General features: G+C 67.6%; 10 protein-coding genes. 9 read left to right on the forward strand and 1 reads right to left on the reverse strand.

Translation table 11 applies throughout. The features are described 5' to 3' along the window. Positions 1 to 220 precede the first annotated feature (220 nt). The 4 genes from dapB to greA all read left to right on the forward strand — a co-directional run bounded on the left by dapB (position 221) and on the right by greA (position 6,230). The gene (gene dapB, locus C1H66_RS17965; RefSeq protein ID WP_102629252.1) at positions 221 to 1,027 is read left to right on the forward strand and encodes a 4-hydroxy-tetrahydrodipicolinate reductase; all 807 of its coding nucleotides are present in this window, start codon (positions 221 to 223) and stop codon (positions 1,025 to 1,027) included. Between the two features lie 280 nt (positions 1,028 to 1,307). Next, positions 1,308 to 2,474, forward strand: a complete 1,167-nt coding sequence (carA, locus tag C1H66_RS17970; RefSeq protein WP_102629253.1) for a glutamine-hydrolyzing carbamoyl-phosphate synthase small subunit — start codon at positions 1,308 to 1,310, stop codon at positions 2,472 to 2,474. 52 nt (positions 2,475 to 2,526) lie between these two features. Continuing rightward, a complete protein-coding gene (gene carB / locus C1H66_RS17975) occupies positions 2,527 to 5,757 on the forward strand; it encodes a carbamoyl-phosphate synthase large subunit (RefSeq protein ID WP_102629254.1) in 3,231 nt (1,076 codons plus the stop codon). Continuing rightward, positions 5,754 to 6,230: a transcription elongation factor GreA gene (gene greA / locus C1H66_RS17980; RefSeq protein WP_102629255.1), complete on the forward strand. Its 477-nt coding sequence runs from the start codon at positions 5,754 to 5,756 to the stop codon at positions 6,228 to 6,230. The genes carB and greA overlap by 4 nt, the downstream gene beginning before the upstream one ends. Positions 6,231 to 6,368: 138 nt before the next feature. Here greA and yhbY read toward each other — a convergent pair whose 3' ends face one another. After that, the gene (gene yhbY, locus C1H66_RS17985; protein ID WP_102629256.1) at positions 6,369 to 6,695 is read right to left on the reverse strand and encodes a ribosome assembly RNA-binding protein YhbY; all 327 of its coding nucleotides are present in this window, start codon (positions 6,693 to 6,695) and stop codon (positions 6,369 to 6,371) included. Between the two features lie 188 nt (positions 6,696 to 6,883). On the opposite strand from yhbY, the gene rlmE reads away from it, so the two are divergent. The 5 genes from rlmE (at position 6,884) to tpiA (ending at position 12,893) form a co-directional block, all read left to right on the forward strand. Next, a complete protein-coding gene (gene rlmE, locus C1H66_RS17990; protein ID WP_240618387.1) occupies positions 6,884 to 7,555 on the forward strand; it encodes a 23S rRNA (uridine(2552)-2'-O)-methyltransferase RlmE in 672 nt (223 codons plus the stop codon). Positions 7,556 to 7,774: 219 nt separating this feature from the next. Further along, a complete protein-coding gene (gene ftsH / locus C1H66_RS17995) occupies positions 7,775 to 9,742 on the forward strand; it encodes an ATP-dependent zinc metalloprotease FtsH (protein ID WP_102629258.1) in 1,968 nt (655 codons plus the stop codon). 93 nt (positions 9,743 to 9,835) lie between these two features. After that, positions 9,836 to 10,699 (forward strand): dihydropteroate synthase, encoded by an 864-nt coding sequence (folP, locus tag C1H66_RS18000; RefSeq protein WP_370741263.1) that lies wholly within the window; start codon positions 9,836 to 9,838, stop codon positions 10,697 to 10,699. After that, positions 10,692 to 12,041, forward strand: a complete 1,350-nt coding sequence (gene glmM, locus C1H66_RS18005; RefSeq protein ID WP_102629260.1) for a phosphoglucosamine mutase — start codon at positions 10,692 to 10,694, stop codon at positions 12,039 to 12,041. The genes folP and glmM overlap by 8 nt, the downstream gene beginning before the upstream one ends. Positions 12,042 to 12,143: 102 nt before the next feature. Beyond that, entirely contained in the window at positions 12,144 to 12,893 is a 750-nt protein-coding gene (gene tpiA / locus C1H66_RS18010; protein WP_102629261.1) for a triose-phosphate isomerase, read from the forward strand. Positions 12,894 to 12,895: the final 2 nt, after the last annotated feature.

Raw genomic sequence — 12,895 nt, forward strand, 5'->3', positions numbered from 1 at the left:
CGCCGGTCAGCAGCACGCGTTCGTGGTGCTGAAGCAGTGCCAGCAGCGGGTGATCCGGCGGCAGGCGGTCGGGGGGCGGGTGCATGGCGGTGACCCTCGCATCGATACGCCCAGTGTGGGCGATTCCTCCGCGGCTGCCCAAGCGCATCGTCGTCCTCGGGGAGGAGCGGCTCTGGTATACTGCCGCCATCTTCATGTCTTCGAGATCGCAGGAGTCCGCATGACCCGTATCGCCATCGTCGGTGTCGCCGGCCGCATGGGCCGCACCCTGGTCAATGCCGTGCAGCAGGATGCCGGGGCCAGCCTGGCCGGCGGCATCGTCGAGCCGGGCAGCTCGCTCGCCGGCGCCGATATCGGCGAGCTGGCCGGCGTCGGCAGGCTGGGGGTGGCCGCGGTGGACTCGCTGGAGGCCATCGTCGACGACTTCGACGTGCTGATCGACTTCACCGCGCCGCGGGTGACGCTCGCCAACCTGGCGTTCTGTGCCGCGCACGGCAAGCGCATCGTGATCGGCACCACCGGGCTGTCCGACGACGAGCTCGCCGAGCTCGACGGCTACCGCGACAAGCTGCCGATGGTCTTCGCCCCCAATATGAGCGTGGGGGTGAATCTCACGCTGAAACTGCTGGAAACGGCGGCGAAGGCGCTGGGCGACGAGGGCTACGACATCGAGGTGATCGAGGCGCACCACCGTCACAAGGTCGACGCGCCCTCCGGCACCGCGCTGAAGATGGGCGAGGTGGTCGCCGAGAGCCTGGGGCGTACCCTCAAGGAGCACGGTGTCTTCGAGCGGGTCGGCCAGTGCGGGCCGCGCGACGCCAAGGAGATCGGCTTCGCGACCGTCAGGGCGGGCGATATCGTCGGCGAGCATACGGTGATGTTCGCCACCGAGGGCGAGCGCATCGAGATCACCCACAAGGCGTCGAGCCGCATGACCTTCGCCAGGGGGGCGGTACGCGCGGCGCGCTGGGTGGCCGGCCAGGGCAACGGCCGCTACGCCATGCAGGACGTGCTCGGCCTGAACTGACCGGGGCTCGACTGAAGGGGTAGCCGCCGAGCGAGGTTTCCTGTAACATTCCAAAAATTTTGGCCGGGCGCCGGATGCTGCATCCACCATAGCGCTTGTTGAGTCGGCCACGGGCACACCGAGAATGACAACAAGCGGGATGAAACCGGTCTTTCAGGTTTCGTCCCGCTTTTTTGCGGCTCGCATGCCGCGTGACCCAGCCTGGCGCCCGCCCTGTGATTCATCTGTCGGATGAGCGTGACTCGTCGGCGGTCTCTTAAGAGCATGGGAGGAAGTTGCGTTGAACAGACCCGCGATACTGGCCCTGGAAGATGGCAGTGTGTTCCACGGCACGGCCATCGGTGCCGATGGACAAACGAGCGGTGAGGTGGTGTTCAATACGGCCATGACCGGCTATCAGGAAATCCTGACCGATCCCTCCTATACCCGGCAGATCGTCACCCTCACCTATCCGCATATCGGCAATACCGGGGTCAACGCCGAGGACGTCGAGTCGGGCTCGATCGCCGCCGCCGGCCTGGTGATCCGCGACCTGCCGCTGCTGGCCAGCAGCTTCCGCTCCGAGCAGTCGCTCGCCGACTACCTCACGAGCCAGAACGTGCTCGGCATCGCCGACATCGACACCCGCCGCCTGACCCGCATCCTGCGCGACAAGGGTGCCCAGAACGGCGCGATCCTGGCCGGCCCCGAGGCCGAGGGGGATGACGCCGCGGAGCGCGCCCTGGCGGCGGCTCGCGAGTTCCCGGGCCTCAAGGGCATGGACCTGGCCAAGGTGGTCTCCTGCCGGAGCGCCTATGAGTGGAGCGAGGGCGAGTGGGCGCTGGGCGAAGGCTATGCCGATACCACCAGCCCTGGCCCCGATGGAGAGAGTGCCGCGCGTCCCTACCATGTCGTCGCCTATGACTACGGGGTGAAGCGCAACATCCTGCGCATGCTCGCCTCCCGTGGCTGCCGCCTCACCGTGGTGCCGGCCCAGACTCCGGCCGCCGAGGTGCTGGCCATGCACCCCGACGGCGTCTTCCTGGCCAATGGCCCGGGCGACCCCGAGCCCTGCGACTACGCCATCAGGGCGATCGGCGAGATCCTCGAGACCGAGATCCCGCTGTTCGGCATCTGCCTGGGCCACCAGCTGCTGGCGCTGGCCAGCGGGGCGAAGACGGTGAAGATGAAGTTCGGCCACCACGGCGCCAACCATCCGGTGCAGGACCTCGACAGCGGCCAGGTGATGATCACCAGCCAGAACCATGGCTTCGCCGCCGACGAGGCGACCCTGCCGGCCAACCTGCGCGCCACCCACCGTTCGCTGTTCGACGGCTCGCTGCAGGGGATCGAGCGCACCGACCGTCCGGCCTTCAGCTTCCAGGGGCACCCCGAGGCGAGCCCGGGGCCGCGCGACGTGGCGCCGCTGTTCGACCGCTTTATCGAGATGATGAAGGCCCGTCGCTAGGCCGAGCCCCGAGAATCGTCGTCATTCGTCACCCTTATTTGCGGGAAGCATCATGCCCAAGCGTACCGACATCCAGAGCATCCTGATCATCGGCGCCGGCCCGATCGTCATCGGCCAGGCGTGCGAATTCGACTACTCCGGCGCCCAGGCCTGCAAGGCGCTGCGCGAGGAGGGCTACCGGGTCATCCTGGTCAACTCCAACCCGGCCACCATCATGACCGACCCGGTGATGGCCGATGCCACCTACATCGAGCCGATCACCTGGCAGGCGGTCGAGAAGATCATCGAGGCCGAGCGCCCCGACGCGGTACTGCCCACCATGGGCGGCCAGACCGCGCTGAACTGCGCGCTGGAGCTCGACAGGCATGGCGTGCTCGAGAAGTACGGCGTGGAGATGATCGGTGCCAACGCCGATGCCATCAACAAGGCCGAGGATCGCGACCTCTTCGACCAGGCCATGAAGCGCATCGGCCTGGAGTGCCCCAAGGCCGAGGTCGCCCACAGCATGGAGGAGGCCTGGCGCATCCAGGCATCGCTGGGCTTCCCGGTGATCATCCGCCCCTCCTACACCATGGGCGGTTCCGGCGGCGGCGTGGCCTACAACAAGGAAGAGTTCGAGGAGATCTGTACCCGCGGTTTCGAGCTGTCGAACAACCATGAGCTGTTGATCGACGAGTCGCTGCTGGGCTGGAAGGAGTACGAGATGGAGGTCGTGCGCGACCGCAACGACAACTGCATCATCGTCTGCGCCATCGAGAACTTCGACCCCATGGGCGTGCACACCGGTGACTCCATCACCGTGGCCCCGGCCCAGACCCTGACCGACAAGGAATACCAGATCATGCGCGACGCCTCGCTGGCGGTGCTGCGCGAGATCGGTGTCGAGACCGGCGGCTCCAACGTGCAGTTCGGCATGGACCCGCAGACCGGGCGCATGGTGGTGATCGAGATGAACCCGCGGGTGTCGCGCTCCTCGGCGCTGGCCTCCAAGGCCACCGGTTTCCCGATCGCCAAGATCGCCGCCAAGCTGGCGGTGGGCTATACCCTGGACGAGCTCTCCAACGACATCACCGGCGGGCGTACGCCGGCGTCCTTCGAGCCGTCGATCGACTACGTGGTCACCAAGATCCCGCGCTTCACCTTCGAGAAGTTCCCCCAGGCCAACGACCGCCTGACCACCCAGATGAAGTCGGTGGGCGAGGTGATGGCCATCGGCCGCACCTTCCAGGAATCGCTGCAGAAGGCGCTGCGCGGCCTGGAGACCGGCAACGACGGCCTCGACCCCAAGGTCACCGAATTTACCGCCGATGCCATGGCGCACATCAAGGGCGAGCTGCAGGCCGCCGGTGCCGAGCGCATCTTCTTCATCGCCGATGCCATGCGCGCCGGCATGACCCGTGACGAGATCTTCGCGCTGACCAATATCGACCCCTGGTTCCTGGTGCAGCTCGAGGACCTGGTGCGCATCGAGGCCGAGGTGGCCAAGCGATCGCTCTCCGAGTTCTCGCCGAGAGAACTGTTCGGCCTCAAGCGCAAGGGCTTCTCCGATGCGCGCCTGGCGAGCCTGCTCGGGGTCTCCGAGAAGGAGTTCCGCCGCACCCGCCAGAAGGCCGGCATTCGTCCGGTCTACAAGCGCGTCGACACCTGTGCCGCCGAGTTCGCCTCGGATACCGCCTATATGTACTCCACCTACGAGGAGGAGTGCGAGGCCGAGGTCAGCGACCGCCAGAAGATCATGGTGCTGGGCGGCGGGCCGAACCGCATCGGTCAGGGCATCGAGTTCGACTACTGCTGCGTGCACGCCGCCCTCGCCATGCGCGACGACGGCTACGAGACCATCATGGTCAACTGCAACCCCGAGACCGTCTCCACCGACTACGACACCAGCGACCGCCTCTACTTCGAGCCGGTGACCCTGGAGGACGTGCTGGAGATCGCCGACAAGGAGCAGCCGGTCGGGGTGATCGTGCAGTTCGGTGGCCAGACCCCGCTCAAGCTGGCTCGTGAGCTGGAGGCCGCCGGCGTGCCGATCATCGGCACCACCCCCGACGCCATCGACCGCGCCGAGGACCGCGAGCGCTTCCAGCAGATGATCGACAAGCTGGGCCTCAAGCAGCCGCCCAACGCCACCGCGCGCAGCTTCGAGGAGGCCTTCGCCAAGGCCGAGACGATCGGCTACCCGCTGGTGGTGCGCCCGAGCTACGTGCTCGGCGGCCGCGCCATGGAGATCGTCTACGACGCCTCGGAGCTCGAGAACTACATGACCCATGCGGTCAAGGTCTCCAACGACTCCCCGGTGCTGCTCGACCACTTCCTCAACGCCGCCATCGAGATCGACATCGATGCGGTCTCCGACGGCCACCAGGTGGTGATCGGCGGCATCATGCAGCACATCGAGCAGGCGGGCGTGCACTCCGGCGACTCGGCCTGCGCGCTGCCGCCCTACTCGCTGCCCGCTGACGTGCAGGACGAGATGCGCGACCAGGTCAAGCGCATGGCGGTAGAGCTCGGCGTGGTCGGCCTGATGAACGTGCAGCTGGCCTGGCAGGACGGCGAGATCTACGTCATCGAGGTCAACCCGCGCGCCTCGCGCACCGTGCCCTTCGTCTCCAAGTGCATCGGCACCTCGCTGGCCCAGGTCGCCGCCCGCTGCATGGCCGGCAAGACATTGGCCGAGCAGGGCTTCACCCGCGAGATCGTGCCGCACTTCTACAGCGTCAAGGAAGCGGTCTTCCCGTTCAACAAGTTCCCCGGGGTCGACCCGATCCTGTCGCCGGAGATGAAGTCCACCGGCGAGGTGATGGGCAGCGGCGACACCTTCGCCGAGGCCTTCTACAAGGCGCAACTGGGGGCCGGCGAGGCGATTCCCGCCATCGAGGGCGACCGCAAGGCGTTCCTCTCGGTGCGTGAGCCCGACAAGGCGGGTGTTATCGAGGTGGCCCGTTCTCTGCTAGCATTGGGCTTCACCCTGTGTGCGACCCGTGGCACCGCCGCCGCCCTCGAGGCGGCCGGGCTCGCCGTCGAGGTCGTGAACAAGGTGTTCGAGGGTCGCCCGCATATCGTCGATCTTCTCAAGAACGACGAGATTGCCTACATCGTCAATACCACCGAGGGCCGTCAGGCGATCAGTGATTCCTCGGTGATCCGTCGTACCGCGCTCGCCCGCAAGGTTCCCTACGCCACCACCCTGGCGGGGGCCAGTGCCGTTTGCATGGCGCTGGAATACGGCAACGAGATCACGGTGCGCCGGCTTCAGGAACTGCATGCAGGAGCTGCACAATGAACAAGGTCCCGATGACCGTTGCCGGAGAGGCGCGCCTGCGCAAGGAGCTCGAGGAACTCAAGGGTGAGGCGCGGCCCAAGGTGATCGCCGCCATCGCCGAGGCCCGTGAGCACGGCGATCTCAAGGAGAACGCCGAGTACCATGCCGCCCGCGAGCAGCAGGGCTTCATCGAGGGTCGCATCCAGGAGATCGAGGGCAAGCTCTCCAATGCCCAGGTGATCGACGTCACCAAGCTGCCGCGTACCGGCAAGGTGATCTTCGGCGTGACCGTCGAGCTGATCAACCTCGACAGCGACGAGGAGGTGACCTACCGCATCGTCGGTGAGGACGAGGCCGACATCAAGTCGGGCCGCCTCTCGGTCACCTCGCCCATCGCCCGCGCCTTGATCGGCAAGGAGGAGGGGGACGTGGTGGCGGTCAGGACCCCCGGCGGCGACGTCGAGTACGAGATCTCCGGGGTCGAGCACCTGTAGCCCTTCGGGCAGCTGTATGCTCTAAGCCGTAAGCTGTAAGTCAAAACCTAGACACCCCCCAGGGCGGCGCCCTGGGGGGTGTTTTCTTACGGCTTAAAGCTTATGGCTTACAGCTCGCGCGAAGCGCGGAGCGGCAGCTCAGTGGCGGCCGTGATGGCCTTCGAAGCGCTTGACGTTGGAGAGCTTCGGGTTGGCCTGGGGATTCCTGCGGTAGAGCAGCGCCATCTTGCCGATGGTCTGCACCAGCTCGGCGTGTCCGGCCGCGACCAGCTCGTCGATCATGGCGGCGCGGTCGTCGCGCTCCGGCAGGGCCAGCTTGACCTTGATCAGCTCGTGGTCGGAGAGCGCCCGGTCGAGCTCGGCCAGTACCCCCTCGGAGATGCCGTTCTCGGAGACCGTGACCACCGGGTTCAGGTGGTGGCCGATGCTGCGAAATGCTTTCTTTTGTGCCTGTGACAAGCTCATGGTATCGTGCGTCTTCCCGGTTGCGCGCTGCGCACATGGTACGGTGAAACGTCGCGCGGCGAAAGCGTGGACTCGCCCCGATGCCGCCCGGGCCCGCAGGTCAGGACCCCGTCGCATCTCCCGGGGCTTTCCGGAATCCGCTCGACCGACCGCCTGTCTGTCATTCCCGCTTCATCACAGGTGACGCCGTGGCAACTCCCCCCTCTTCCCGCAAGGGCGCCGGCCAGGGCGCCAGAAAGCATGGCGCCAGCAAGAGCAGCGCCGGCTGGTTGAAGGAGCATTTCGACGACCGCTACGTGCAACGCAGCTGGCAGGACGGCTATCGCTCCCGGGCGAGCTACAAGCTGATGGAGCTCGACGAGAAGGACCGGCTGCTGCGCCCCGGCATGACGGTGATCGACCTCGGCGCCGCCCCCGGCGGCTGGAGCCAGGTCGCGGCGGAGCGGGTCGGGCCCGGGGGCGTGGTGATCGCCTCCGACATCCTCGAGATGGATGCCCTGGCGGATGTCGAGTTCATTCAGGGCGACTTCACCGAGGAAGCGGTGCTCGAGGCGATTCTCGCGGCCCTGGGGGATCGTCCGGTGGACCTTGTGATGTCCGACATGGCCCCCAATATGAGTGGTATGGCGGCGATCGACCAGCCCCAGGCGATGTACCTGGTGGAGCTGGCGCTGGACCTGGCGCGCCAGACCCTGTCGCCCGGCGGCCGTTTCCTGGCCAAGGTGTTCCAGGGTGAAGGATTCGATGAGTACCTCAAGGAGCTGCGCAGCAGCTTCGCGCGGGTGGTGACGCGCAAGCCGGAGGCCTCGCGGGCCCGCTCCCGCGAAGTCTACCTGCTGGCCGAGAATTTTCGCGGCTGAGGCAGTGCCTCGGCCGCCCAGAGACGTACGCAGCGCCCCGATAGGCAGGGACTACTGGTGCCATTGCCGGACATGGCGCCTCGACTGTGCCACAGTGGAGCATGACGCAGACCGCGCGGGCCGATTCGCCCGCCGGTGGCTGAACACGGCCCGCTCATGTAGTGTCCAAGATGCCAGGCGCATCCCGGATGACAGACTTTTGCAATTGAGGGTGGTCCCTTGAACGACATGGCGAAGAACCTGATCCTGTGGTTGGTCATCGCGGCAGTGCTGCTGACGGTGTTCAACAACTTCAGCGTCGACAGCGCACCGCAGACGACGAACTACTCGCAGTTCGTCCATCAGGTGCAGAACCAGCAGGTCCGCAGCGTGACCATCGATGGCTACAAGATCACCGGTGAACGCACGGACGGCTCCCAGTTCCAGACCATCCGCCCGGCGGCGGAGGATCCCAAGCTGATGGACGACCTGCTCTCCAACGACGTCACCGTGGTCGGCAAGGAGCCCGAGCAGCAGAGCCTGTGGACGCGGCTGCTGATCGCCAGCTTCCCGATCCTGCTGATCCTCGGCATCTTCATGTTCTTCATGCGCCAGATGCAGGGCGGCGCCGGGGGCAAGGGCGGGCCGATGAGCTTCGGCAAGTCCAAGGCCAAGCTGCTCTCCCAGGACCAGATCAAGACCACCTTCTCCGACGTGGCCGGCTGTGACGAGGCCAAGGAGGAGGTCGAGGAGCTGGTCGACTTCCTGCGCGACCCGACCAAGTTCCAGCGCCTGGGCGGCACCATCCCGCGCGGCGTGCTGATGGTCGGCCCCCCGGGGACCGGCAAGACCCTGCTCGCCAAGTCCATCGCCGGCGAGGCCAAGGTGCCGTTCTTCTCGATCTCCGGCTCCGACTTCGTCGAGATGTTCGTCGGCGTGGGCGCCTCCCGCGTGCGCGACATGTTCGAGCAGGCCAAGAAGCAGGCGCCCTGCATCATCTTCATCGACGAGATCGATGCCGTGGGCCGCTCGCGTGGCGCCGGCATGGGCGGCGGCAACGACGAGCGCGAGCAGACCCTCAACCAGCTGCTGGTCGAGATGGACGGCTTCGAGGCCAACGAGGGCATCATCGTCATCGCCGCCACCAACCGTCCCGACGTGCTCGACCCGGCGCTGCTGCGCCCGGGTCGCTTCGACCGCCAGGTGGTGGTGCCGCTGCCCGACATCCGCGGGCGCGAGCATATCCTCAACGTGCACCTGCGCAAGGTGCCGCTGGCCGACGACGTCAAGCCGTCGCTGATCGCCCGCGGCACCCCGGGCTTCTCCGGCGCCGACCTGGCCAACCTGGTCAACGAGGCCGCGCTGTTCGCCGCGCGTCGCAACAAGCGCCTGGTGGGCATGGACGAGCTCGAGCTGGCCAAGGACAAGATCATGATGGGCGCCGAGCGCCGCTCCATGGTCATGACCGAGAAGGAGAAGCTCAACACCGCCTACCACGAGTCGGGCCACGCCATCATCGGCCTGGTGATGCCGGAGCACGACCCGGTCTACAAGGTGACCATCATCCCGCGCGGCCGTGCGCTGGGGGTGACCATGTTCCTGCCCGAGCAGGACCGCTACAGCCTGTCGCGCCAGCAGATCCTCAGCCAGATCTGCTCGCTGTTCGGCGGCCGCATCGCCGAGGAGATGACCCTGGGGCCCAACGGGGTGACCACGGGCGCCTCGAACGACATCAAGCGTGCCACCGAGCTGGCCCACAACATGGTCGCCAAGTGGGGGCTCTCCGAGGAGATGGGGCCGATCATGTACGACGAGGACGAGTCCCACCAGTTCCTCGGCGGCCCCGGCCAGGGCGGCAAGCTCAAGTCCGGCGAGACCACTTCCAAGCTCGACAAGGAGGTGCGCAAGATCATCGACGACTGCTATGCCCAGGCCAAGCAGATCCTCGAGAACAATCGCGACAAGCTGGATGCCATGGCCGAGGCGTTGATGATGTACGAGACCATCGACGCCACCCAGCTCAAGGACATCATGGAAGGGCGCGACCCACGTCCCCCCGAGGGCTGGGACGATCCGGGCAGCGGCGCCCCCTCGGCCGGGGGGCCCGGAGCCGAGGCCACGCCGGAGCAGGTCGATGACGGTGACGAGGAGGGCGACGCGCCTCGCCGCCGGCCCTCCGACCCCCTGGGCGGGCCGGCCGGCACCTGAAGGCCCTCGCGTCGACTGGCAGGCGCCCCGCGGGGCGCCTTCGCCATTCGGGTTCTCCGTTCTTCGACCCAGGTTTTCGATTCAGACACCATGATGGACGACTCTCCCGCTACCTCCCTGCAATGCGGTCGGCACCGGCTCGATCTCTCCTTTCCCCGGGTCATGGGGATCCTCAACGTCACCCCCGACTCCTTCTCCGATGGCGGGCGCCACCTGGCGCTGGACGACGCGCTGCGCCATGCCGAGCAGATGCTGGCCGAAGGGGCGGCGATCATCGACGTGGGCGGTGAATCCACTCGCCCCGGTGCCGCTCCGATTGGCCCGCAGCAGGAGCTGGAGCGGGTCGCGCCGGTGGTCGAGGCGCTGGTGCGCGAGCTCGATGCCCTGGTGTCGGTGGACACCAGCAGCCCGGAGGTGATGCGCGAGGTCGCGTCCCTCGGCGCCGGCCTGATCAATGACGTGCGTGCCCTGGAGCGCGAGGGGGCGGTGGAGGCGGCGGTCGGCGGCGGTCTGCCGGTCTGCCTGATGCATCGCCAGGGCGAGCCCCGCGACATGCAGCAGGCCCCCCGCTATGATGTGCCGGTGGAAGAGGCGGTGGCCGACTTCCTCGAGGCCCGTGTGGCCGCCTGCGAGGCGGCCGGCCTGCGCCGCGAACGCCTGCTGCTGGACCCGGGCTTCGGTTTCGGCAAGACCGTCGAGCACAACCTGCGCCTGCTCAATCGCATGGATCGCCTGGCGCGACTCGGCCTGCCGCTGCTGGTGGGGATGTCGCGCAAGAGCATGATCGGCAAGGTGCTCGCGCGACCGGTGGAGGAGCGCCTGCCCGGTGGCCTGGCCCTGGCGGCGCTGGCCGTCGAGCGTGGGGCGCGAATCCTGCGTGTCCACGACGTGGGGCCCAGCGTGGATGCCGTGAACATGACCTGGGCCGTACTCAAGGAAGGTTGCGAGCATGACTAGACGCTATTTCGGCACCGATGGCATTCGTGGCACCGTGGGCGAGGCGCCCATCACCGCCGACTTCATGCTGAAACTGGGCTGGGCGACCGGCCGCGTGCTGGCCCGCGAGAGCGGCCGGGCCCGCGTACTGATCGGCAAGGACACGCGGATCTCCGGCTACATGTTCGAGTCGGCGCTGGAGGCGGGGCTCTCGGCGGCCGGCGTGGACGTCTCCCTGCTTGGCCCGATGCCGACGCCGGGTATCGCCTACCTGACGCGGACCTTCCGGGCCGATGCCGGCATCGTCATCTCGGCGTCCCATAACCCCTTCGCCGACAACGGCATCAAGTTCTTCTCCGCCGAGGGCGTCAAGCTGGCCGATGAGGTCGAGGCGCGCATCGAGGCGATGCTCGAGGAGCCGTTGACCACCGTCGCCGCCGATCGCCTGGGCAAGGTGAAGCGGGTCGACGACGCCGCCGGCCGCTACATCGAGTTCTGCAAGTCGACCATTCCCGACCGGCTCAGCCTGCACGGCCTGCGCATGGTCGTCGACTGCGCCCACGGCGCCACCTACCACATCGCCCCCAGCGTGTTCCGCGAGCTCGGCGCCGAGGTCAGCCTGATCGGCGCCCAGCCCGACGGGCTCAACATCAACCACGAGGTGGGCTCCACCCATCCGGCGGCCCTGCGGGCGGCGGTGATCCAGCAGGGGGCGGACCTGGGCGTGGCCCTGGACGGCGACGGCGACCGGGTGCTGATGGTCGATGCCGACGGCCGCGAGATCGACGGCGACGACATCCTCTACCTGATCGCCCGTGACCGCCACGCCCGTGGCGAGCTGGGGGGCGGCGTGGTCGGTACCCTGATGTCCAACTTCGGCCTGGCGGCGGCCTTCGAGGCGATGGGGATTCCCTTCGAGCGTGCCAGGGTCGGCGACCGCTATGTGATGGAGCGCCTGGCCGCCAACGGCTGGCAGCTCGGCGGCGAGTCCTCCGGGCACATCGTCTGCGGCCATGTGCAGACCACCGGCGACGGTATCGTCTCGGCCCTCCAGGTACTGGCGATCATGGTGCGGGAGGGACAGCCGCTGAGCCGCTTGCTGAACGGGCTGGAAAAGGCGCCCCAGGTGCTGGTCAACGTGCGCTTGACGGCGGGAGCCGACGCCAAGGCGCTGATGGACACGCCGGCGCTGCAGGACGCCGTGGCCGGCGTGGAGGCGGAACTGGGCGACCAGGGCCGGGTGCTGCTGCGCCCCTCCGGTACCGAGCCGCTGATCCGGGTGATGGTCGAGGGGCGAGCCCATCTGGATGTCGAAGGCCTGGCCCGGCGTCTGGCCGGCGAGGTCGAGGCGCTGCTCGCCTGAGCCGGCGCCCCGCGCCATCGTGTCCCGGTCCCGACCGCTCCGCGGTTGTCTTGACAGGGCCGCTCCTATACCATTTCGCACCACCTTGAAAGAGGGCAAGCCATGCGTACCCCGCTGATCGCCGGCAACTGGAAGATGAACGGCTCCCTGGCCCTGGTCGAGACCTTCGGTCAGGCGTTTTCCCGGGCCAGGCTGCCGGCGGGGGTCGAGGTGGCGTTGATGGTGCCCTATCCGTATCTCGGCGCCGTTGTCGACGCGCTGGCGGCGACGCCGGTGGCCGTCGGCGCCCAGACGCTGAGCGATCGACCGTCCGGTGCCTTCACCGGCGAGGTCAGCGGTGGCATGCTCGCCGAGCTGGGGGCCCGTTACGTGCTGGTGGGGCACTCCGAGCGCCGCTCGCTCTTCCACGAGGACGACGAGGCGGTGCTGGCGCGGGTGCGGGCGGCGCTCTCCTGTGGCCTCGTGCCGGTGCTGTGCCTGGGTGAGACCCTCGAGGAGCGTGAGGCCGAGCGTACCGAGGCGGTGGTACTGGGCCAGCTCGAGGCCGTGCTGGATGCCTTGGCACCGGAAGAGCGCGAACGACTGGTGATCGCCTATGAGCCGGTATGGGCCATCGGCACCGGGCGTACCGCCACGCCACGGCAGGCCCAGGCCGTGCATGCGGCCATTCGTGATCGCCTGGAGCGCTATGCCGGCTCCCTCGCCCACGGGCTGCGCATCCTCTACGGAGGCAGCATGAATGCGAACAACGCGGCCGAGCTGCTCGCTCAGCCGGACATCGACGGCGGCCTGGTGGGCGGTGCTTCGCTCAAGGTCGACGATTTTCTAGCCATTTGTCAGTCAGCAGGTTGAAT

Source organism: Halomonas heilongjiangensis (assembly GCF_002879645.1).
GTDB lineage: Bacteria > Pseudomonadota > Gammaproteobacteria > Pseudomonadales > Halomonadaceae > Halomonas > Halomonas heilongjiangensis.